Genomic DNA, 23,392 nt, shown 5'->3' on the forward strand with positions numbered 1-23,392 from the left:
CAAGCTAAGGAAATTGTTGCCGCCGCTATTGTGGATGTTTAAGCTGACAGCTCTGTAAAGTGAACGAAGTAAAGCAAGCGAAGCAAATTATGGCAGGCAATAAAATCTCTCTGGCCGATTGGCAGGCCAAAATGAACCCGGCCGCAACCACAACAGCGGTAAAAAACGACCCTAATCTGGTATACAGCACCGATAGCGGCAAAATAAGTGCTAAACCCACAGCCAAGCCGCAGCCGGAAGCATTTGCCGACGGCGCAGTACGTATAAGGCGTGAAACCAAAGGCCGTGGCGGCAAGGCTGTGCTTACCATTAGCGGTATTGCCAGGCCACATGACGAGCTGGTGCTGCTGGCGGCAAAGCTGAAAAAGAAGTGTGCTTGTGGCGGCGCGGTTAAAGAGGGTGTAATTGAAATTCAGGGTGATAAGCGCGAACTGGTAGAGCAACTATTGCAAGCCGAAGGGTTTAAAACCAAATGGGCCGGTGGCTGATTGATGGAAAACTGCCGGTTCATTATCTCTCAACGAGAAGAGAACCGACTTGCTCTAAGCTAACCGTTGAAGCCCCGGACGGGCTGAGACGAGCCCCCAGGGATGGGTTTACGGCGTGTTAGCGTGAGCAAACCGGTTCGAGTCCGGAGCACTAAACGTTATGCTACTTTACCGCTTCACGATTATACGGCTGACCAACAGCACCATTAAAAAAGCTGTCTTTTAGCCAGTATGGCCGCTGCCCGGTGTTAGCCACATCCAGCGCAATATTAAAGTTGATATCGGCAAAAACGGCACCAAAGTCATAGCGGATAGCGCCATAGTCTTTAATTAAGCTCGGGATATCATCCGACGGTTTATGGTAGTGCTTGGCAAAAAAACTGGCCCAAATTTTACCGCCGTCCTGTTTAGGATCCTGCGATTTAAAGCCGGTCATTAAAAACACCGCCGGTACACCTTTTTTCACCAGAGTATAGTGATCTGAACGGGTAAAAATAGCCTGCTCCGGCATAGGATCAGCACTCAGTGCTATACCCTCTTTGCCAGCCGCCTGCTCAACTACCTTACCCAGCGATGAATGATTAGCCCCAAAAGCAATCATATCGGCAAACGGATACAACAGCACCGGCATATCCAGGTTTACGTTGGCGACCAGCTTCTCAATCGGCCGCGTTGGGTTATGCGCGAAATAGTCTGCGCCCAACAGGCCTTTTTCTTCGCCGGTTACTATCACAAACAAAATAGAGCGCTTGGGTTTTTCCGGCAGTTGCGCAAACAAACGGGCCGTTTCCAGCAGTATCGCCACGCCGGCGGCGTTATCCATAGCACCGTTGTTTATTTTATCATCGTTGCGTAAATCGTTGCTGTAACCAATGTGATCAGAATGCGCCGTTATCACCACGTATTCATCTTTCAGCACCGGATCGGAACCTTCCAGCACGGCAATAACGTTGGGGCTGCTGATATCTTCGTGGCTGCTGTCGCGGCTTAACGTAGCCGATACACCAAGCTCAAAGCCGGCCGGGTTTTGTTTGTTATCCAGCTGAGTAAAAATATCTGCCAGTGACTGCGGCGCTTTGCTGAATAACGCGGCGGCAGCCTCATGGTGTACATAAGCACCGCCTTTTAAATCCGGATAGCTGTCGGCTGGCGTACCATCTGGTTGCAGCCATTCCATCGACGGCGTATTTAAATACAATAAGCTGCTGGCATAAGGCCGCACTTTTTCCTGCTGCGGAGTATGCACGGTAATAATGCCGACTGCACCACGCTCTGCTGCCAACCTGGTTTTCTGGCTGCTTAAATGCGCGGCTTCTTCGCTGGGTAAGCTGTCCGGCCGGCCGGTTAACAACACCACTATCTTGCCTGCTACGTCCAGCCCGGCATAATCATCCAAACCAAACTCTTTTGATACCATGCCATAACCGGCAAATACCAAAGGTGCAGTAACCTTTGTTTGGGCAAACTGCAGGCTTGGGCCGGTAAAAAACGCCTTGGGGTAACTCAGCTGAGTATTTTTACCATCAACATGCAAAGTAAACTTTGCGCTTTCCTGCGCCAACCGCGCTTTACGCAGCGGCACCCGTTGCAGATAACTGCCGTTATCGCCCGCAGGCTTTAGCCCCAAAGCCTGCAGCTGCGTAGCAATATATAACGAGGCTATTTCATGCTCTTTGCTACCGGTTTCACGTCCGGCTAACGCATCAGCGGCCAAAAACTGCATATGCGCTTCTATCGCTCCGGCACTCGCTCCAGACGCCGGGCTAACGGTTGCTGACGGTGATGTACCGGCACAGCTGACTACAACACTTAAGCTAAGCGCCGCTAAAATTAGTTTTGTTTTCATTAATTTTCCTTAAAACAGCAGTGCCAGCTTACGCTGGCACTGACTTTAACGTATCAGACAGGCAGTTAGTTTATCCGCTGCTGATATTTATTGTGCAATTGCTTGTGACGATCGTTTAAGTCGACCGCGCGACCGTCAATCCACAAATGGGTAACCTTATGACCGAGGTAATCAAAAATATCCCCTTCTGACACCACCAGGCTGGCAGCCTTGCCTACTTCAATGCTACCGATTTTATCGGCAACACCGGCAATTTGCGCGGCATTAATGGTAACGGAGCGCAGTGCCTGTTCCGGCGTTAAGCCGTAGCTAATGGCCTGACCGGCAGCAAACACCAAATTGCGCGTGTCCCAATAGCCATCCAGCGACAGTGCATACTGTACGCCGGCATCCTGCAGGGTTTTCGGCACCACAAAGGCCTGGCTGTAGTTTTCATCTCCACGGCTTGGCAAGCCATAAGGTGCGGTATAAATAACCGCTACCTTTGCCGCCGCCAACTCGTCTGCCAGGCGCCAGCTGTCGCGCCCGCCGACAATAGTCAGCTTCAGTTTGTACTCGTTAGCCAGCAACATGGCCTGACGAATTTGCCGCTCATCGTCAGCATGCACAAACAAGGGCCGCTTACCGTCAAATACCGCCAGCATTTCATGCCAACGCGAGTCGATGCCGCGGTTTAACCCCGCTTGTTCAGCGTCGTAATAAGCTTTGGCATCTTTAAAATACTGCTGCAGCTTTTCCAGTTGCTCTGCATTGGCTTTACGCACCTCATCAGCCGGTTTGGGGTTCCAACGCGAGCCTAAAGTACCGGCGTTGGGCCAGCGTACATGTAAACCAGTGCCATCTGCCACCAACGCATCCTGATAATTCCATGCATCTAATTGCATCAGGCTGGATTGTCCCATCAACATGCTGCCGGCCGGGTATACCATGCTGTAAGCAAAGCCGTTACTGCGAATAGTGGGGATAACTTCCGAGTCGGCGTTATAAGCCACTTTAGCTTTAATGTCCGGATTAGTGTGAGTTACTTCAGTTGAGTCGTCAGTAGAGCGTACGGCTTCAATTTCAATTAAACCCAGCTGATTAGCTAATGCTACCAATCCGGGGTAAAGGTGTTTACCATCCAGCGCCAGCACTGTGGCGCCCTGCGGCGCAGTTAAGTCTTTACCAACAGCGGCAATTTTACCATCCACAATCAGCACGTCGCTGTCAGTTTGCACACCTTGCGTTACAGTATGTACCGTAAGACCGGTTAACAGTATCGGTGTTGTTTGCGCTTTACCCGGCACCATATCGTGTGCCAGCGCCTGGCCTGCAGTCATGCTGCCGGCTAAGGCAGCGAACAAGCTTAAACAGGTTTTAGTTAATTTCATACTGCTGCTCCTTAGTGGTTATGGCTGTGGTTGTGCGCTTTGCCATGAATATGGCTGCCGATATTCCACCAGTCGCCCTGGTCTTCACAGTGCCACTCGGGTTCATCTTGTTTATAGCCGTCTTTATCGCCTGCTTTGGCAGCATCGCCGGCAGTCAGTACCTTTTGGATCAGTGCTGCTTTTTCCGCTTCAAGCTGTTGCTGCAACTGTTTATCGGTATTGATATCAAAGTACCTGGTACCCTCAATCCAGGTTTGTTGCGCCTGGCTGTATACCGACAACGGATGAGTGTTCCACAACACAAAGTCTGCTTGCTTACCGACTTTTATTGAACCGGTTACGCTGTCTATTTTTAACTGCATTGCCGGGTTAATGGTAACCATCTTCAGCGCGTCATGCTCTGCCATACCACAGTACATTACCGACTTAGCCGCTTCCTGATTCAGACGGCGTTGCAAGCCGGCGTCATCAGAGTTAATGCTGACGTTCATGCCCTGCTCTGCCATTAAACAGGCATTGGTCGGAATAGCATCCTGCACTTCCATCTTGTAAGCCCACCAGTCAGCAAACGTTGATGCACTGGCACCGTGCGCCTGCATTTCTTTCGCCGTTTTATAACCTTCCAGAATGTGCGTAAAGGTGGTGATGTTGAAGCCCATTTCGTCGGCCAGCTCTATCAACATCAGAATTTCAGATGCCACATAGGAGTGGGTATGGATAAAGCGTTGTTTATCCAGAATTTCGACCAATGCCTCTAAGCGGTAGTCAATACGCGGCGCGGCCACTTGCTCGCGCTGGCGTTTTGACAGCTTGTTGTACGCCGCCAGTTTAGCTTTGTATTCTTTCGCTGCGACAAAGGCATCACGAATAGTGGTTTCAACGCCGATACGGGTTTGCGGATAGCGCTCGGTAAAAGCATCGCCCCAGTTGGACTGTTTGACGTTCTCACCCAACGCAAATTTAATGCTTGGCGGTGCAGCCTGCATTTTCAGCCCTTCCGCATTTTCGCCCCAGCGGAACTGTATAACCTGTGCCTGGCCACCAATAGGGTTAGCACTGCCGTGCAACAGTTGCGCAGTAGTGGTGCCGCCGGCTAAGCCACGATATAAGTTGATATCTTCCGGGTTTAACACATCGCCGATGCGCACTTCTGACGTTACCGCATCGGTGCCCTCATTTACGCCGGCTTCAATGGCTACGTGCGAGTGTTCATCAATAATACCCGGGGTGAGATGCATGCCTGTGGCGTCAATCACATCAAAACCACGCGGTGTAGTTAAGTTTTTACCGATTTTATCAAACTTGCCGTTACGCACTATGACATCGGTGTTTTCCAGCACGCCGTCTTTCTCTGCTGTCCACACGGTGGCATTTTTAATATGCACGTTTTGCTGTTTCGCTAAGGCAGGTAAGCCGTAAGCACGGTTAGGGAAGGTTAACTGCGATACAAAGCTGATATCAGTTTCTGGCTTCGCAGCAGTCTTTTTGCTGTCAGCTGTCAGCGGCTGACGCTTGGCCGTCACCGTTTCGGTGGCATCTTTTAACTGCCATTTGCCGGTTAAACTATTCTCTGCCAATACACCGCTAAACTGCGCTACTTGCTTATCGCCGGTAAGCTCAGCCAGGTTCAGGTTAAACTGTAATTGTTGCTGTTGGCTGTGTACATGCTCAAGCTTGACGCCTTTGGCATCAACCGCGCCGGCCATCAATACTGCACTGCCGCTGAGTTTATCCGCTTCGCCTTCAAGGGTGATTTTCAGCGCTTTGCCGGCAACCGACAACTGATAATCTCCGGCAAACTCAACCGGCGCCAGCGCTTTAATCGAGTGTTGTTGGCCGCGGACCCAGGTTGCCACAATTTCGCCGTCAGCAAACAAATCGCCGCTGGCCAGTACTAAATCGGCCTGATAGCCCGGCGCAATTTTGCCTAACTTATCGGCAACGCCGGCAATACCGGCCGGTACCGTGGTAAGCGCTGCCAATGCGGTGTCGGCAGACAAACCATGCTGTACCGCTTTGCGTAAATTAGGCCAAAACTGTTTAGTTTCTTTTAACTTAAAGGTGGTAAGAGCAAACGGTACACCCGCCTTGGCCAGCGCAGCAGCATTGGCCGGTGCCCGCTCCCAATGGCGCAAATCGGCCAGATTAATATCCGGCTGGTCAGCCACCCGCTCTACTGCCGGCGCCGCCGGAAAGTTTAGCGGCAGAACAAAACTGCGGCCCATGGCTTTTACTTCGTCCAGTTGGACATATTCAAAACCGGAACCGACCATCGCCGCGTTATCAAGCTTAAATTCGTTCAGTAAATGATGTGCCCGCAGCAACGACCTGTCATCGGCAGTTTCAAATACCGCACCGGCCTGATTAATGTCAGCCAGGCTTTGCAAAGCGGCGTTAAACTCTATCGGTGCATTAAAATAACGTACATCGGTTTTACCGTACGCCTGGTTATACCAATTGGCATCACTCAGCGTTTGGCGGATTAACGCCATACTGCCCATCAGCGATGACGGGTAGCTCTGTTTAGACGTGCCTTTGCTAAAGGCCATAAACTGCGGCCCGTTGGCTTTTAATACCAGGTCGTTTGCGATGCCATCGGTTAATGAGCTGACAAAAGCGCGGCCACGAAAAATGCCGTCAAACCGCGCCGACTGCACGGCGGTAAAACCCAGCTGACGTAACTCTGCTGCGGCCTTGGCATCGGGTTTAAATTCAGACACCCATTGTTGCTGCGCATGAATAGCGTCATTAGCAGCATTGCCGCCTTTACGTTCATTTTTATACACCGGTGCATCGCGGTAACTGCCGGGTTTGGCCGGCTTGGCAGCTTCTATGCCGTACTGGGTATAAGGGTCAATAAAGCCCGGATACAGCGTATAGCGGCTGGCATCAATTTGCTGATAACCGGCCGGCACAGTCACTTTAGTGCCCACGGCGCTGATCCGGCCATCGGCAATAAGTACAGTCGCATTTTCCAGTTTTTTACCTGGCTCGGTATATACAGTAGCGCCGGTTAAGGCGACTAAGTTCGGGGTTTTATCCTGGATCCCTTGTAAGGGCGAGGTTTGATCGGCGTGGCTGTTGGCAGCAAAAACCGTCAACAGCGCTGTGCTTAACAGCGACAAACGGGCTTGAGTCATAACATGTTCCTGAATTAAGAGTTAACAACGTAGTTCAGCCGGCTCAACTCCTGCTCTGCCAAAGGCATGCTGAAGTAGTATCCCTGAACCAGGTAGCAAGCATTTTTTCTTAAAAATTCAACTTGTTCGGCAGTTTCTACCCCTTCAGCCACCACGCGCAGATTCATTTTCTGCGCCATGGCGATAATCGCCGCGACAATATCCATGTCGTTACGATCATCCGGAATATCTTTGACGAACGAGCGATCTATTTTCAGCTCGTCTACCGGGAAACGCTTTAAATAACTAAGCGAAGAATAGCCTGTACCAAAGTCATCAATAGATAAAGATACCCCGAGCCGCTTTAACTGATTTAACTGGTTAATAGCCGCATCGGTGTCGCCCATCAGCATACTTTCGGTAATTTCAAAAATTAAACACTTCGGGTTCGCGCCGGTACGCAGCAAAATACGTTCGACAATTTCCGGCAAATTATCATCGTTAAACTGGCGTACTGATAAATTAATCGACAAGGTGATGTTATGGCCGCGGCTATGCTGACGCGACAAAAACCGGCAAGCTTCCCAGATGATCCACTCACCAATCTGCACAATTAACCCGGTACTTTCAGCCACCGGGATAAAACGCAACGGCGGCACCAAAGTATTATCCGGCCGCAGCCAGCGCAGCAGCGTTTCATAACCAATAACGCTGTTATCGCGGATATCAATTTTCGGTTGGTAATAGAGTAAAAACTGATGTTCACGAATAGCTTCACGCAGTTGGTTTTCAATCAGCAGACGCTCGTTGGCAGCTTCGTTTAAATCGGGGCTGAAAAAGTGAAACATATTTTTGCCGCGGGCCTTAGCCTCATACATCGCCAAATCCGCGTGCTTTAGCAGCAGCTCTTCTTCGGAGGCATCTTCCGGCGCCACCGTAATGCCGATACTGGCACTGATCGACACTTCATGATTACCCAGCTTTACCGGGGCGGAAAATGCCTGCTGCAGGTTGGCAGCAATAGTAGACGCCTGGCCGCGATCTTTAATACCGCTTAAAATCACCGCAAACTCGTCACCGCCCAACCGGGCAATAGTGTCCTCTTCGCGTAAGCGACTGATTAAACGCTTGGCAACTTCTTTCAGCAACTCATCTCCGGCATCGTGCCCCAGGGTGTCGTTAATGCGTTTAAATTCGTCCAAATCAAAATACAGCAAAGCAAAGCAGTAATAACCGCGATGCGCCATAGCAATGGCTTTACGTAACTGGTCGCGAAAATAGCTGCGGTTTGCCAGCCCGGTTAATACATCGTAGTACGCCAGTTGTTCCATTTTTTTCTGGCTTTGTTTAATAAACGAGATGTCCTGCATGGCGCAAACGTAGTTACTGATATCGCCTTTCTCATCACGAATGGGCGCTATTGCCAACGACACCCACAGCTGCCGCTCCTGATATTGCAACAACATATCGCCGCGCCAATGCTGGCGTTCTGCCAGGGTTTCGGCAATTTCTTCACCAACATGGTGCATTTCTTCAGCGAATAAACTGTGTAGCGGCTGTTGTTGCAACTGCTCGGCGCTACTGCCGATAATTTCGGTTAAAAACGGATTAATGTACTCAATATTAAGAAACTGATCGGTCAGTACTATGCCGGAGCTGGAAAATGACACCGCTTTGCTGAGTTTGCGGGCCGAGCGCTCGGCCAGCTCTTTTTCCTCTATACGTGCATTTAAGCCGCTGACCAGACCGGATATCTCGTCGGACATACGGCCAAAAGCCTGGTTTAGCAGCCCGATCTCATCTGCTTTATGGTCCAACTCTACCTTTTGTAAGTCTCCCCGAGACAACCGGTATATCGCCGCCGACAAGCGGTTTAACCGCTTAAGCATAAACTGGTAAATAGCCAGTTGCAGCAATAACGCAACCAGTAACGCCACCAGTACAAACACTACTAACAGCTTGCTGCGAAACTCACTTAACGATGCCTTTACTGCGGCTTTATCAGTGTATACCGCGACATACCAATTAATACGCTCTACTGCTGCTGCCGACACCAATTGCTCCGGCACAGCCTGAGACAGCTGCGCCAGCTGACCGGGGTTAGCCGCCACTTTTTCTGCATATTGCTGTAATAAGCTGTTGTCCAGTATTACTCCGTCCAAACGGGTATTCATCGGCAAACTAATGGTATTATTTTGCCGCTGCAAACCGATAACCATGCCCTGGTGGTCAAACAAAAAAGCTTTGCTGCTGTATTGGCCGGGGCCGGTTTGCGGTAAACCGGCCAAAATATCATCCAACACAAAATCGCTGCCGGTAACGCCGACAAATTCATCGTTGATATACAGCGGAATAATTAAGCTGGTCATCCATTTTTGCCAGATGCTGTCGTAGTACACCGGTGTCCAGCGTGGTTGCCTGGCCGGGTTTTGTTCTGGCGTAGCTATTTGGTAAAACAGGTCTTGGGAGAAATTATGCTGTGTTTCTACCTGTAACGCCCAATCACCCGGCGAAATGCGGATAAACTGCTCTTTAGAGATAAAATAAAAATTAAAAAAGTCTTGTAGCAGCAGCGGTGATAATTGCTGCCACAATACACCGGTATGCTCAAACAGCGCTGAAGTGCGGTTGTTGTAATTTTCAGCCGCGACAAAGGCGGCGGAATAGTTATCCTGTGCCCGTACACTGCCGTCAACAGAGGCCGTTAAGCGCTTTGGTGCAGTTAGCTTTGCCCTCGCCAAACTGCGACTGACGACCTGATTAGCTGCTATGGCTTTTTGTTCTTTTTGCAGGAAATTGTCATTCAGTTGTGCGGCATAACGCAGGGCATTTTGTTCAACCACCTGGCGTTGTTGGTCTACCGCGATCATTTCCTGCAGTAACACCACCACATAACCGATGCTGAAACCGGCAGCAACAATAGCCAGAAATACCACCAGCGCAAATTTACGACCCAGTGAATCCCGTCCTGATGGCTTGGTAAAATTAGCGTCCTTCACTCACTCTGCCTGATTGCTTGGTAGTTATTCATTATTGGCAAGATATCGCTTTCTGTTAAGATACGACAGCCTCATTATTGCATGTAAATTCACCAAAAGAGAATGAAACCATGAAAAAACCCCTGTTAGCCGCAGTTTTGTTAACCCTGACTTGTGGGGCTGCCCATGCCGGCAGTGCCTTTACCGATGCTAAAGACAGCGTGACCTACCGTCAGGCGGCATTTCAGCTTATTCGCCACAATATGGCCGATATCGCCGACATGCTAAAAGGTGAAGTAAACTATGATGCCAACCGCGTTACACAGCGCGCTACCGCACTTGCGACCTTAACTACACTGCCATGGCAGGCTTTTGCTGTGCCCGGTACAGAACAAGGTGGCGGTGATGCCAAAGCTGAAATCTGGCAAAACCTGCAGGACTTTAACAGCCGTGGCGAGAAGCTGGCCAACGATGCGCTGGCATTAAAAGCCGCTGCCGACAGCGGTGAACAAGCAGAAGTACGCAAAGCCTTTGGCGCTTTTGCCCGCAATTGCAAAGCCTGCCACGACGACTACAAAAACTGATTTTTATTGGCGTTGTATTTTTAGTGGTGCTGTGTTGTTAATGGCGCATCGCTATAGCAGCGCCATTAACTTGCTGCCCTGCCAGTAATACAGCAGCACTAACAACGCAACAAATAACAGAAAAAACCAGCCGCTGTGCCGCAGCTTTACCGCTTGCTGCGCCGTTTTATCCTTACCGGTAAAAAGCACCGTCAACACATTATGCACCCGAAAGCTGTGCCACAATGCCGCGACAACATGCACCGCTACAGCTGCCAGCAAAATGTTGATGTTTATTTTGTGAATATCTGACGCCAGCTCTACCCAATTGGCCGGCAGCCAGGCAACCAGCGGGCCGTCACTCATATAGCTGTTATCAAACGTCGCCAGCCCGGTGAGTAATTGCAGTAATATCAATGTAATCAACAGTATGATCATATAAAACGAGGCCGGATTATGGCCGGTGACAGCATAAGGCTTACGCAAATAACGTATTGCTGCTGTTGGTGTTGCCGCAAAGCGGGAAAACTTTGCGCTGTCACTGCCGGCAAATCCCCAAACAATACGCGCAATAACTAACGCCAGCAACGTATAGGCCAGCAATTGGTGCTGTGCCGTTAATCCTTCCTCGCCGGTGTACCACAGGCCCGCAATCAACAGTAGCTGGCTCCAGTGAAAAAACCGCACGGCCAGGTCCCATACCTTTACTTTTTGTGACATTGAGCTTTGTCTCCGTTATGCTAAGTTTTTGATTTTATACCAGAGAAGCAAAAAGATGAATTGGTGGAAATGGATAATCGGCGTAACAGCCGCCCTGGCAGCTCTGGCTGCAGCAAGCTTTTATGCCGTGCTGTATCTGAGTTTGCCGCAATATGACGGCGAGCAGCCGGCCAAAATCAGTAGCACGGTGCGGCTTGAGCGTGATGGTACCGGCTACCTGAGCATCCATGCCGCCAACCGCAACGATGCCGCTTATGCACTGGGTTTTGCCCACGCTCAGGAACGTTTTTTCCAGATGGACTTGCTGCGCCGCAATGCTGCCGGCGAATTATCAGCACTGTTTGGCGAACGGGCACTGGAAGCTGACAAAGCCTTACGCAACCATCGCTTTCGCTTTCGCGCTACACAGGCGTTGGCACAGTTATCCGCGCCGGAGCAACAACTACTGAGTGATTACAGCCGGGGTGTAAACGCCGGCCTGGCGACACTGACTCTGGCACCGTTTGAATATTTACTGCTGGGCCAAACACCAGAGCAATGGCAGCCGGCAGACTCGTTTTTAGTGATCTACAGCATGTACCTCGACTTACAGGGCAAGCTGGGCAAAGATGAATACGCCATGACAGTGCTGCAACAAACCGTTCCGGCAGAGTGGTACCGCTTTTTACAGCAGCACAGCGATATCTGGCAGGCGGCTATCGACGGCACTACGGTGGCTGCCGTTAGCATGCCCGAGTCAGCTTACCCCGCGGTGCTGCGCCAGCAACAAAGCGCCTGCACCGCGTGTAGCGTAAAAGACGCTACCGATATCGGCAGCAATAACTTCGCTGTAGCAGGCAGTTTAACCGGCCACGGCAGCGCTATCCTGGCTGACGATATGCACCTGAGCATCCGCGTTCCGGGCACCTGGTTTAAAGCTCAACTGAACTGGCGCGACGGCGCCAAACTGCATACCGTCACCGGCCTTACACTGGCCGGCACACCGGCAGTAGTCGTCGGTTCTAACGGCCAGTTAGCCTGGGGTTTTACCAACAGCACCGCCGATTGGCATGATCTGGTAAAGCTACAATTGTCTGATGATGGCAAACGCTATTTAACGCCCGATGGTTGGCAGCCACTGGAATACATATACGACACCATTAAAGTGGCCGGTAAACCAGACCAGGCGATAGAACTGACGCAAACCCGCTGGGGGCCGGTAGTGCGTTTTGGCAACAGCCCCGCTTATGCGCTGCGCTGGGTGGCGTATGACGCTGTAGCAGTAAACTTTAAACTGCTGCAACTGGAAACGGCCACCAATGTGCAACAGGCTGCCGAACTGGCGCCACAAGCCGGTATTCCGGCACAAAATCTGCTGCTGGCCGACAGCAAAGGCAATATCGGCTGGACTATTATGGGGCCGGTACCCCAGCGTACACTCGCCGATTGGGACACCGCACAAGACTGGAGCGACAGCAGCCAGGGCTGGCAAGGTTACCTGGCGCCGGAGTTGCAACCACAGTTGCTTAATCCGGCCGCTGACAGATTATGGAGCGCCAACGCCCGCGTGGTCGGTGGTGATATGTACCAACAACTGGGTAACGGCGGTTACGACTTGGGCGCCCGCGGCTGGCAAATACAGCAGGGGCTGGAGCAACTGCAACAGGCTGATGAGCAGGCTCTGCATGCTATTCAGCTGGACAACCGTGCGTTGATGCTGCAACGCTGGCAGCAATTACTGCTGCAGGTACTTAACAATGACACCGTGCAACAACATCAGTTGCAGTCATACCGTCAGCATGTGTTAACCAGCTCACAACACGCCGCCACCGATGCGGTAGGTTACACCCTGGTGCGCGCCTTTCGTCAGCAGTTGCTTGAACTGCAATTCGCTCCTCTGTCAGCTTTGCTGGAGCAACAAGGCGCCCGCAGTGCCGATTTAAAATTCTCGCTGGAAACCCCGCTGTGGACGATGCTACAGCAACGCCGCACCGACACGCTGCCAGCCGGTGTCAGTAGTTGGGATGAACTGCTGTTACAAGCGGTACTGCAAAGCAAGCAACAGTTAGAGCAGCAGTATGGCAGTATCAACCAAAGCAATTGGGGTAACCTGAACACGGCCAAAATTCAGCACCCACTCTCAGCTGCCATACCACTGCTGGGAGGCTGGCTGAATATGCCGGCAACACCGTTAAACGGCGACAGCCATATGCCACGGGTGCAAAAACCGGGCTTTGGCCAGTCTCAGCGCATGGTGGTGGCACCCGGCCAGGAACAACTGGGCATTTTAACCATACCGGCCGGCCAGTCCGGCCATCCGTTATCGCCGTTTTACCGCGCTGATCATCATTATTGGCTCAATGAAGTTGCGCTGCCGTTTTTACCCGGTGAGAAAAAATATCAGCTGCTGCTGACACCACAGGGTTGACTTTAGCCATCCGGACGGATTATGTTAGCAGCCATGAAAACTGTATTTATTGCGCTCAGCTTTTTTAACTTTACCACCCCCAACGGGAGGCGGTGAGCTGCGCGCGCAGTAAAACCAGAAAACCTCCCCTGCCGGGAGGTTTTTTTTTGCCGTTTAAAAATTATCAGACAAAGAGAATACCAACATGGAACTGGATGAAATACGCCACGCGATAAGCGATACCGATCAACAGCTGCTGGGGTTGTTGTCTAAACGGCGCCAGCTGGCGTTAGCGGTTGCCGATGCCAAGCTGGCACAGAACAAACCGATACGGGATCAAAAGCGTGAGCAGGAACTGCTGGTATCGTTGATTGGCCAGGGCAAGCCGCTTGGACTCGATGCGCAGTACGTAACACGGCTGTACCATGTCATTATCGAAGACTCGGTTTTACAGCAACAGGCAAAAATTCAGGGCCAGCTAAACGGTACCGACAGCCCGGCAGTACGGGTTGCCTTTCTCGGCGGCCAGGGTTCGTACAGTTACTGGGCAACACAAAAATACTTTACCCGCCGCGCCGAGCGTATTATCGAACAAGGCTGCGACAGCTTTAACGAGATAGTACAGGCAGTAGAAACCGGCCACGCCGATTACGCCCTGCTGCCAATTGAAAACACTTCATCCGGCAGTATTAACGAGGTGTATGACATACTGCAGCACACACGGTTGTCTATCGTTGGCGAGCTGACCCACCCTATCGCCCATTGTCTGCTGGGTTTGCCGGGCACAGATTTAAGCAAAATCCGTCAGGTGTGCGCACACCCCCAGGTTATTGCCCAGTGCAGTCAGTTTTTACAGGGCTTATCGCAAGTAAAAATTGAGTACTGCGACAGCTCATCCGACGCCTTTAGCCGCATTAAGCAGCAGCAAGACCCAACCGTAGTAGCCATTGGCGGCGAAGAAGGCGGCCAGCTGTATGGTCTTGAAGTACTTACCCGCGACCTGGCTAACCAGAAAGACAACGTCAGCCGCTTTATCGTAGTAGCTCGTAAACCGGTAACCGTGGCCAAAGCCATACCGGCGAAAACCACCTTTATTATGTACACCGGCCAGCAACCGGGCGCCCTGGTAGATGCACTATTAGTGCTGAAACAGCACGGGATCAGCATGGGTAAGCTCGAATCGCGGCCGATTAACGGCAACCCGTGGGAAGAGATGTTTTACGTTGACGTCTTTGCCAACCTCAACGACTACGCCATGACCCGCGCGCTGGAAGAGCTGAATAAAATCACGAAGTTTATTAAGGTATTAGGCTGCTACCCCAGTGAAGATATCGAGCCAACTCAGGTAACTGCCGGCTGATAATATAACACTAAGGGGTGCATGCCCCTTAGTGCGTTATCCAATAGCGCTGCATTTCAAAATACAAAAAGGACGCCGACCAGGTAATTAACACCAGCCCGGTCAGCGATTCAATGCCGGTTAAATAGCGCAAATCGCCCATTGGCACTATGTCGCCGAAACCTACGGTACTAAACACTGTAAAAGAGAAATACACGCAGTCCATCAGGCTGCCGTTAAAATTGCCGGTAAGCTCACCCCAACCCTCGGCGTTATGCATCAGATAATACGCCAGGGCAAATAGCCAGATTTCAACCGCATGGGCAACCAGCGCCCCAAATACGCCAAACACAATTTTATAGCGGTGTTTTATCTGTATTTTCGGGATGACTGCAGACAAGCGGAATAAAAACTCGTAATGCACCAGCACTGCTGTGGCGACAACAAGACAATTAATGAAAAACACATAAAGCATTTGTTACCTCTGTTTATAACTGCCTGTAAAGCGAGCAATGCATACAGCGTGGGCTCTTAGTCTGCGCTGCCATATTTAACTATAGATATAGTATTCCCCCCAATGTGTGACTTTGCTAACCCATGTTGGCTTAATCAGTAAATAAAAAATTAAAAATTAAAAATGGCTGTTTAACCGACACGGCATTGCTACAAAACACCATCATCGATATTTGCAGGAAGATTACCCCTGATACAACTCCAATGGCAGGCCGTCGGGGTCTTGAAAGAAGGTAAAGGCTTTGCCGGTAAACTCGTCGATGCGAATGGGCTCTACTGCTACGCCCTGCCTCGTTAAGTAATCAGCAAACTCTGCGACGTTGTCTACCACAAAGGCCAGATGGCGTAGGCCTTGCGCTTCGGGTTGGCTGGGTCTGGCTGGTGGATTAGGAAAGCTAAATAGCTCCAGCTGATTGCCATTTGGCAGGGCTAAATCCAGCTTCCGGGAGTCGCGCTCGCGGCGGTAGTGTTCAGCGATAACTGTTAAGCCCAGCACTTGCGTGTAAAACTGCTGTGAGCGGGCGTAATCGCTGCAAATAATGGCTACATGATGAATGGCGTTAAGGATTGGACGAGTCATAAAAAAGGCCTGAAACATTCAGGCCCTTAGTTTATCAGAGTAGCTTTTTCAGCTCAGCTTTTAATTTATCGTCTGTTGTTGCCGCCAGCAGCGGTTGCAGTATGGCATCGGCTTTGGCCTTATCGTCGGCTAGCAGATGCAACTGCGCCAGACGCAAATTAGCCCAGTCAATACGTGCTTTATCCGGCGTTTGCGCAAGATATTGCTGCATCGCCGCTATGCCTTCTGCTACTGCAGTTTTGCTTAGCACGGCAATTCTGCCCAGTTGATAACGGCTTTCAGCCTGGCTTGCAACAGCGTCGTCATCGGCTGCCGGTTGGCTTAGTGCCTGCTGTAGCGCACTGATGGCATCGCGGTAATTTTCAACATGAGCAAATTGCATAGCGCGCTGAAAATACAGCTCCGGCCTGGTACTGAGCAATTCAGTTTCGGCCAGTAGCTGCTTAAAGCTGGCGTCGTCGGCTAAATCAGACACTCTTAACTGCAGCAATTCGCCCTGTAGCTGATCCAATTGCTTTAACTGCGCAACCATCTTTAACGCCTCGTCTCTGTCACCGCCGGCAATGCCTGGTGCTTGAGCAAGAAAACTGCCCAGCGCGACATAACTACGCGGGTTTTCCGGCGCCAGCTTCAGTGCCGTTTCATAGGCTTTTTTGCAGCGTTTGGCATAACCCAAAGCGCTAAACATACCGGCACTGCCAGCCAGATTACAACTTGCCGTAGCGTACCAGTGTTGGTAATCGGCATTGCTGGCATCGTACTTGATAGCCTTTTCCAGCAGCTCTTCAGCACGCTGCATATTCTGTAAACCGGCCTGAGTGCGGCCAAGCAATGCCAGCAGCTGAGCGTCTTTGGTTTTTTTCGTTACCAGCGGCGCCAATAATGCCTCAGCTGCCGCATAATCATTAGCCTGCCATAATGCTTTAACCTCGTCGGCCAACGCCGGTTGCTCAGTAGCATTCGCCTGCAGTGCGCTGCCAAGCAACAACAGGCCGGATAATAACAAGGGGCTTCGCATAAGTGCTCCGTAAGCGTTTGGCTGAATTAATCAACCAGCACTATAAAGCAGCCACTGGTGCCTGACCATAGCCCAAAAGTAACAAAATATATCTTGACGCTTACAGCGAAATTACATCACCTTTGGCAGGAATTTGCGCCTGTATACCAAGCTGCGCCAATTCCTGTTGCAGTGCTTGCTGCGCTTCTGGTTCGCCATGCACCAGATAAAACGCCGGCTTACCGCCAATAGCCTGCGCCCAGTCCAACAGCTCACTCTGGCCGGCATGGGCAGAAAACCCTCCAATGGTATGTACTCTGGCTTTTACCACTATTTCCTGGCCAAACAGTTTTACCCGCCGCTCGCCGTCTACCAAGCGCCGGCCCAGGGTGCCGTAGGCCTGAAAGCCGACAAAGATCAGGTGATTAGAGTTTTTCCATAAACTGTGCTTAAAGTGATGCACAATACGGCCACCGTTACACATACCGCTACCGGCAATAATAATAGCACCGCCGCTTACGCGGTTTATTGCCATCGACTCTTCCACACTTTCGGTCAGGCGCAGCATTGGCAGTAAATCCTGCAGCTGCATGCCTTTTTTAAAGCCGATAGCCGCTAAGTCTTTTTGGTCCAGGCAGTGCAGGTAATCGTTGTAAATATTGGTGATGCTAATCGCCATAGGACTGTCAAGAAACACCATGCGCTGTTTTAGCCGGCCCTGATGATGCAACAGCGCGAGGTAATACAGAATTTCTTGTGAGCGACCAAGCGCAAAGGCCGGAATAAACACATTACCGCCATCTCTGTTGGCTTGCTCTAAGGCTTGGGCCATCTCGTCCAGCGAGTTATCTATATCTTGGTGGTTACGGTTGCCGTAAGTGCTTTCCATCAGCACGATGTCAGCCTGGCCGATGTCGGTCGGGTCGTACATTAATACCGTAGCCGGATTGCCTAAATCGCCGGAGAACACCAGCTTGCGCATCGCCTGGCTGCCCTTTAACCACAATTGCACTATGGCTGAGCCCAGAATATGCCCGGCATCGGCAAATTCCAGCTCCAGCCCCGGCAGTGGCGTAACGCGTTTTTTGTAAGCAACGGTATCGCACAGTTGTACTACCCGCTCAGCATCGGTAACCGACAATACCGGGTCTTGCAGCTTCTTGCCGGCCCGCGCCGCCTTTTTGTTTTGCCACTCTAAGTCTTTTAAATACAAATGCACCGAATCTTTCAGCAGCACCGGCAGCAGCTCAGCGGTACCAGGCGTGCAGAGTATTTTGCCATCAAAACCGCGCGCGACCAGAAGCGGCAGCAAGCCGCTATGATCAATATGTGCGTGTGACAGTATTACCAAATCAATATCTTTCGGTTTAAAGGCAAAACGAAATTTATGCCACTCACGAATTTGATCGGCGCCCTGTACCATGCCGCAGTCGAGCAGAATTTGCCTATTATTCAATTTAATAAGATAACAAGAGCCGGTAACTTGTTTAGCCGCTCCGATAAATTGCAACGTAGCAGAAAGAGGCATGGGCATTATCCTTATCTATGTGATGCTTAGCGTTATAACGCATGCAGCAAGGTTAAAGATTAGCCTGGATCAAACAAGATGTTAGTTTTACTATTTTTGCTTTAAGCTAACCCTCGTTGCAGAGCAACTTAGTTTCAGAGGAAAAAACAATGGCAAGCGATCCACATCAGCTCCATGAGCGCCATCTGGCATCGGCGCAGCAATCATTAGATGCTATTGCGAAATTGCAGGACCATAGCTCGTACCGGCTGGCCTTTGCTGATAATGAATTTTTAATGCAGGACGAACTGCGTCATGTAAGGCTGCAGCTGGAGTATTTAAAGCCGCAACTGGTGTTGGAGCAGCACAACATAACCGCCACTATCGTAGTATTTGGTAGCGCACGGTTTTTATCGCCGGATCAAGCCAAAACCGCAATAGCACTGGCAGAAAAGCAACTGGCAGCAGCCGATACAGCACAAAACCAACAGGCACTGCTGCGGGCGAAAAAACAGTTAGATAACAGCAAATACTACACAGCGTCACAGCAGTTTTCGGCGCTGGCGACCCGCTACAGCTGTTGTAACAAAGATTGCGCTATGACCATTATCAGCGGTGGTGGACCCGGGGTGATGGAGGCGGCCAATCGCGGTGCCATGGACGCCGGCGGTGAAAGTATCGGTTTAAACATTGTGCTACCGAAAGAGCAGCAGCCCAACCCTTACATTACGCCGCAGTTTTGTTTTCAGTTTCACTACTTTGCCATTCGTAAAATGCACTTTTTACAACGCGCCCGCGCCTTAGTAGCCTTTCCGGGTGGCTTTGGTACCTTAGATGAGCTGTTTGAAACCCTCACCCTTATTCAAACCAAAAAGGCCGCGCGGGTACCGGTAATTCTGTACGATAAAGCCTTTTGGCAGAAACTAATCAACTTTGACATGCTGGTAGAAGAAGGCGTGATCAGCGCCTCAGATCTGGAACTGATCCAGTACGCTGATACACCGGAGCAAGCCTGGCAACTGATACTGGATTACTATCATCTAACTTAACCTGCACCTGGCAATATAAAAGGCAGCCAAGTCATTAAAACCCGGCGTTAACTTTACAGCTGCCACGGGTTAATTACCCGTATACCGGCTGCAACAAATGGGCTGGTATCACGCGTAGCTACTGCAAAGCCATTGCTTGCGGCAATAGCGGCAATAAAGCTGTCAGGCGCCGACAATGCCACCCCTGCAGCACGTGTTTTGGCCAACAGCTCTGCATAAGCTGCAGTGCACGCCAAATCAAAAGCCAATACCCGGCCGCTAAATAACGGTAAAATTTGTTGCTCCAGACTACTCGCCAACAAGCTTTGCCGCTTGCCTGACGGCATTAGTGCAACACCGGCACGCAGCTCGGCCACGGTAACAGCAGAAAGATAAAGCGTTTCCAGCGGTTGGGCATCTATCCAGGTTACCACTGCAGATTCAGGCGCCTGGCGCAGTGGCTCCGAGATAACATTAGTATCCAGCAGGATCATTCAAAACTCACGGCTCTGGCAGGTGTTTTATCACGCAACTGATGAAACAGTTCGTGTTCTTCTGTGCTTAATGCCAACTGCTGGCCAATATCCGCCAGCATTGAGCCTAACTTTATGCTGCCTTGCGGCGATACTACTGCGGCGAGAATATCGCGCACTTCTGCTTCCATACTATTACCATGCTTAGCCGCGCGTACACGTAGAGCACGATGCACCTCATCCGGTAAATTACGTACAGTCAACATTGCCATCGTCAAAACCTCCAACTGCATTCAATGCATACATTTTATACCTATGCATGCATCGATACAAGTTTGAGTTTCGGCGCAGATAGTTTGTTGACAATCTTGCTCAGCTACGGCTATCCGCGGCTTTTTGCAGTAGTTGTTTGCTCTCTTGCAAAAATTGCCCGGCCAGCTCACCAAAAAACTGCTGGCCTTTACCAAATTGCGCCATTAAACCGGCTTTATCTTTGGCTTTCAGTAGCTGCAGCAAGGTAGTAAAACGCTGCTGATAACGCTCGAGCAGTGCGGCAACCTCGCAGGATGACAGCATAATATCGGCATACAGCTCGGCGTTTTGCGCGAACAAACGCCCTACCATCGCCAGCTCCAGCCGGTATATCGGTGAGCTCAGCTGCAATAACTCATTAAGATCGGCGTTTTCATCGGCCAAATGCACGCCGTAAACCAGGGATGAAAAGTGCCGCATAGCCTGAATTAGCTGCATAGCGCTATCGTGCTCTGCAGCCTGTTTTACCGCGAGCTCAGCGCCCCAGACATTCAGCTGCTTCAGCAGCCATTGATACTGCGCTTCCGCACGGCCATGACATACCACCACCACTTGTTTTACCAGGTTAGTAATGTCCGGGCCAAACATCGGGTGCAAGCCGACTACCGGGCCGCTATGTTTCGCCAACATCGCCGCCAATGGCTGTTGTTTAATACTGGTAATATCGGCCAGTACGCAATCAGCCGGCAGTACCGGTAGTTTGTTAATTAACTGCCCGGTTAAGGTAATCGGCACTGCCAGCAATACCAGCGCTGCATCAGCACAAATCGTTTCTGCATCGGGCCAGTCTTGTTGCTCCAGCACTGCAACGTCGTAGCCGGAGCGGGCGAATAAACTGACAAAACGTGCGCCGAGTGCACCGGCACCGCCAACCACCACCACTTTGCAGCCACCGTCGCGACAACAAACAAAACCACTTTCCTGGGTTTGGTAAGACTCGCGCATAATACGCCGCAGCACATCTTCGGTTAAATCTGCCGATACCCCAAGCGCTTGCGCCTGTTCGCGCCTGGCACTTAACAGTGCCTGCTCGCGCTCAGGCACATATACCGGTAAGGCAAATTGCTGCTTTATTTTGCCCACCTGCGCCGTAACATTAGCGCGCTGCGCCAGCAGCGCCACCAGTTGACTGTCGATACTGTCTATCTGCCGGCGCAGTGGTGCCAGCGCTTGTTTGGCTGCATCCGTCATATCAGGCGGCCACCACAGCCGGCTGCATTTGCTGGTGTAAGCTGGCTAACAGCTCAGCGGTGGTATCCCAGTCAATACAGGCATCCGTTACCGATACACCGTATTTTTCGGCTTTACCGTCAATTAGCTCCTGGCGGCCGGCATGTAGATGGCTCTCGAGCATAATACCGATAATGGCGTCATTGCCGGCCAGGCGCTGCGCCAGCACATTGTGGGCCACTTCGCCCTGGCGGTTATGGTCTTTATTCGAGTTGCCATGGCTGCAATCTACCACTATGCCGCGCGGCAGTTTAAGTTTGTCCAGCTTGGCCAGCGCTTCGCCAATACTATGCTCGTCGTAGTTTGGTTTGGCGCCACCGCGCAGAATAATATGGCCATCCGGATTACCGGCGGTTTGCACTAAGCTCACTTCACCGCGCTGATTAATACCGATAAAACTGTGGCCACTGGCAGCGGATTGCAGTGCATTCAGCGCGATATTTAAATTACCGTCGGTACCGTTTTTAAAGCCTACCGGCATCGACAAGCCACTTGCCATCTCACGGTGTGTTTGTGACTCCACCGTGCGGGCGCCTATGGCTGACCAGCTGATTAAATCTGACAAATATTGCGGACTGATAGGATCCAGCGCTTCGGTGGCAGTAGGTAATTCCATCTCAACCATTTTCAGCAGCAATTCGCGGCCCCAGGTCAAGCCGGTTTCCAGATCAAACGAGTCATCCAGGTGCGGATCGTTAATAAAGCCTTTCCAGCCCACCGTAGTACGCGGTTTTTCAAAATACACCCGCATTACTATGTACAGGCTGTCAGCGTATTGTAACTGCAGCTGCTTTAGTTTTTGTGCGTACTCAATTGCTGCGACAGGGTCGTGAATGGAACAAGGCCCGGTAACCACTAACAGACGTTTATCGCGGCCGTGTACGATGTCGGCAATGGTATTACGCGCCTGTTGCACAAACTCTGCGCCTTGCTGTGACAACGGTAATACTTTTTTTAATACTGCCGGTGGGCTCAATGGCTTTTCTGCCACTATGCGCAGGTCATCTACTATCTTACTCATGCTAAAACTCCGGGTGCGGTGTTGCAGGCATTAAGCATAGGTAAAAACGCTGAAGTTGCTAAGGCACGCCCTTACGTAAACTTTAATATACAACACGTAATCATTTAAATACGATTTGCAAATAGTAAAGATCCGAAAGCGGCGCGTCAACCCATTACAGGCCAATAAAATCAAGATAGCAGCGAATAATTACACCACAGAAAATTCGTACAATTAAGTGTACATAAAAACTATCGATCGGGTTACTGCAGCTGCTGATAGGCCTGTTGCAGTAAAATAAATTGCTGCTGCTCGCCACCTCGATCCGGGTGTAGCTGTAATGCCTTAGTGCGATAAGCTTTTTTCAGCTGTTGTGGTGTAAACGCAGCGGGTAGGTCAAGCAACGCCAGCGCTTCGCTGTGCGCCATAGTATTTACCGGTACAGCCGGCCGTTGCAGCTGTTGCCAGAAAGCATCCAGATGCTGGTCAAGTAATTGCTCTGTCATGGCATAAAAGTTCTGCCAGTTCAGATAATAGTCTTGCCGGCCGGCATCGGAGTCTGGCGGCAATGCTTGCGTTAACGGTAATAGCTGCAGTTTGGCCAGACCAATTGCTAAATAGCCGTAGCGCTGTGCCAGCCAGTGCTGCTGAATACGGTATAACAGATGGTACAGCACAAAGTGTTGTTGAAAGCGGGCAAGATCGGCGCTTTGCAGTGTATCGCTGTGTAGCTTTAACCCCAGCCGAGATAACAAATACTGCTCTTCTATCGGGCTGTGTGATGGCGTATACGCCAGGATCAGGCTTTCCAGCTGGCCTTGCAACAAGTTAAGAATGGCTGTGCTAAGGGGGGCTTGAATATTGGTCATAGGCTGCACTATGCCAAAAAGAAAAAAGGCCGACAAGTGCCTAATGCCGGTCAGTTAAGCTGACCGGCATTTTT

At 50.9% G+C, this 23,392-nt stretch carries 19 protein-coding genes; 5 read left to right on the forward strand and 14 right to left on the reverse strand.

What is annotated here, in order from left to right; translation table 11 throughout:
- Window positions 1–89 precede the first annotated feature (89 nt).
- A complete protein-coding gene (locus HRH59_RS15110) occupies window positions 90–488 on the forward strand; it encodes an SUI1 family translation initiation factor (protein ID WP_173502111.1) in 399 nt (132 codons plus the stop codon).
- Between the two features lie 163 nt (window positions 489–651).
- Here HRH59_RS15110 and HRH59_RS15115 read toward each other — a convergent pair whose 3' ends face one another.
- The 4 genes from HRH59_RS15115 to HRH59_RS15130 all read right to left on the reverse strand — a co-directional run bounded on the left by HRH59_RS15115 (window position 652) and on the right by HRH59_RS15130 (window position 9,822).
- A complete protein-coding gene (locus tag HRH59_RS15115) occupies window positions 652–2,334 on the reverse strand; it encodes a M28 family metallopeptidase (protein ID WP_173502112.1) in 1,683 nt (560 codons plus the stop codon).
- Window positions 2,335–2,399: 65 nt separating this feature from the next.
- Entirely contained in the window at window positions 2,400–3,704 is a 1,305-nt protein-coding gene (locus HRH59_RS15120) for an amidohydrolase family protein (protein ID WP_173502113.1), read from the reverse strand.
- Window positions 3,705–3,715: 11 nt separating this feature from the next.
- Window positions 3,716–6,844: an amidohydrolase family protein gene (locus tag HRH59_RS15125; RefSeq protein WP_173502114.1), complete on the reverse strand. Its 3,129-nt coding sequence runs from the start codon at window positions 6,842–6,844 to the stop codon at window positions 3,716–3,718.
- Window positions 6,845–6,858: 14 nt separating this feature from the next.
- Entirely contained in the window at window positions 6,859–9,822 is a 2,964-nt protein-coding gene (locus tag HRH59_RS15130) for a bifunctional diguanylate cyclase/phosphodiesterase (RefSeq protein WP_173502115.1), read from the reverse strand.
- 110 nt (window positions 9,823–9,932) lie between these two features.
- Between HRH59_RS15130 and HRH59_RS15135 the strand changes: the two genes are divergently transcribed.
- The gene (locus tag HRH59_RS15135; protein ID WP_173502116.1) at window positions 9,933–10,385 is read left to right on the forward strand and encodes a c-type cytochrome; all 453 of its coding nucleotides are present in this window, start codon (window positions 9,933–9,935) and stop codon (window positions 10,383–10,385) included.
- Window positions 10,386–10,436: 51 nt separating this feature from the next.
- Here HRH59_RS15135 and HRH59_RS15140 read toward each other — a convergent pair whose 3' ends face one another.
- The gene (locus HRH59_RS15140) at window positions 10,437–11,084 is read right to left on the reverse strand and encodes a cytochrome b/b6 domain-containing protein (RefSeq protein ID WP_173502117.1); all 648 of its coding nucleotides are present in this window, start codon (window positions 11,082–11,084) and stop codon (window positions 10,437–10,439) included.
- Between the two features lie 55 nt (window positions 11,085–11,139).
- Between HRH59_RS15140 and HRH59_RS15145 the strand changes: the two genes are divergently transcribed.
- Window positions 11,140–13,491, forward strand: a complete 2,352-nt coding sequence (locus HRH59_RS15145; protein ID WP_173502118.1) for a penicillin acylase family protein — start codon at window positions 11,140–11,142, stop codon at window positions 13,489–13,491.
- Between the two features lie 184 nt (window positions 13,492–13,675).
- The gene (locus HRH59_RS15150) at window positions 13,676–14,830 is read left to right on the forward strand and encodes a chorismate mutase (protein ID WP_173502119.1); all 1,155 of its coding nucleotides are present in this window, start codon (window positions 13,676–13,678) and stop codon (window positions 14,828–14,830) included.
- A gap of 28 nt (window positions 14,831–14,858) precedes the next feature.
- Here the strand turns inward: HRH59_RS15150 and HRH59_RS15155 are convergent, their stop codons facing one another.
- From HRH59_RS15155 to HRH59_RS15170, 4 genes are all read right to left on the reverse strand, one after another.
- Window positions 14,859–15,284, reverse strand: a complete 426-nt coding sequence (locus HRH59_RS15155) for a potassium channel family protein (protein ID WP_173502120.1) — start codon at window positions 15,282–15,284, stop codon at window positions 14,859–14,861.
- A gap of 222 nt (window positions 15,285–15,506) precedes the next feature.
- A complete protein-coding gene (gene gloA2, locus HRH59_RS15160) occupies window positions 15,507–15,902 on the reverse strand; it encodes an SMU1112c/YaeR family gloxylase I-like metalloprotein (protein ID WP_178089587.1) in 396 nt (131 codons plus the stop codon).
- Window positions 15,903–15,936: 34 nt separating this feature from the next.
- The gene (locus HRH59_RS15165; protein WP_173502121.1) at window positions 15,937–16,920 is read right to left on the reverse strand and encodes a tetratricopeptide repeat protein; all 984 of its coding nucleotides are present in this window, start codon (window positions 16,918–16,920) and stop codon (window positions 15,937–15,939) included.
- 100 nt (window positions 16,921–17,020) lie between these two features.
- Window positions 17,021–18,427 carry an MBL fold metallo-hydrolase RNA specificity domain-containing protein gene (locus HRH59_RS15170; RefSeq protein ID WP_173502122.1) on the reverse strand — a complete coding sequence of 469 codons (1,407 nt, stop codon included), beginning with the start codon at window positions 18,425–18,427 and terminating at the stop codon, window positions 17,021–17,023.
- 149 nt (window positions 18,428–18,576) lie between these two features.
- On the opposite strand from HRH59_RS15170, the gene HRH59_RS15175 reads away from it, so the two are divergent.
- Window positions 18,577–19,455 carry an LOG family protein gene (locus HRH59_RS15175; protein ID WP_173502123.1) on the forward strand — a complete coding sequence of 293 codons (879 nt, stop codon included), beginning with the start codon at window positions 18,577–18,579 and terminating at the stop codon, window positions 19,453–19,455.
- A gap of 53 nt (window positions 19,456–19,508) precedes the next feature.
- On the opposite strand, the gene HRH59_RS15180 is transcribed toward HRH59_RS15175, so the two are convergent.
- The 5 genes from HRH59_RS15180 to HRH59_RS15200 form a co-directional block, all read right to left on the reverse strand.
- Window positions 19,509–19,928, reverse strand: coding sequence for a type II toxin-antitoxin system VapC family toxin (locus HRH59_RS15180; protein WP_173502124.1), 420 nt, complete (start codon window positions 19,926–19,928; stop codon window positions 19,509–19,511).
- Window positions 19,925–20,179: a FitA-like ribbon-helix-helix domain-containing protein gene (locus HRH59_RS15185; protein WP_173502125.1), complete on the reverse strand. Its 255-nt coding sequence runs from the start codon at window positions 20,177–20,179 to the stop codon at window positions 19,925–19,927. The genes HRH59_RS15180 and HRH59_RS15185 overlap by 4 nt, the downstream gene beginning before the upstream one ends.
- A gap of 100 nt (window positions 20,180–20,279) precedes the next feature.
- On the reverse strand, window positions 20,280–21,410 hold the full coding sequence (gene tyrA, locus HRH59_RS15190; protein WP_173502126.1) for a bifunctional chorismate mutase/prephenate dehydrogenase: 1,131 nt from the start codon (window positions 21,408–21,410) through the stop codon (window positions 20,280–20,282).
- Window position 21,411: 1 nt separating this feature from the next.
- Complete coding sequence (locus tag HRH59_RS15195; protein ID WP_173502127.1) at window positions 21,412–22,470, reverse strand: 3-deoxy-7-phosphoheptulonate synthase; 1,059 nt, start codon at window positions 22,468–22,470, stop codon at window positions 21,412–21,414.
- Window positions 22,471–22,712: 242 nt separating this feature from the next.
- Window positions 22,713–23,318 (reverse strand): DNA-J related domain-containing protein, encoded by a 606-nt coding sequence (locus HRH59_RS15200; protein ID WP_178089588.1) that lies wholly within the window; start codon window positions 23,316–23,318, stop codon window positions 22,713–22,715.
- Window positions 23,319–23,392: the final 74 nt, after the last annotated feature.

This window comes from Rheinheimera lutimaris (assembly GCF_013283795.1).
In the GTDB taxonomy this organism is placed as follows: Bacteria; Pseudomonadota; Gammaproteobacteria; order Enterobacterales; family Alteromonadaceae; genus Alishewanella; species Alishewanella lutimaris.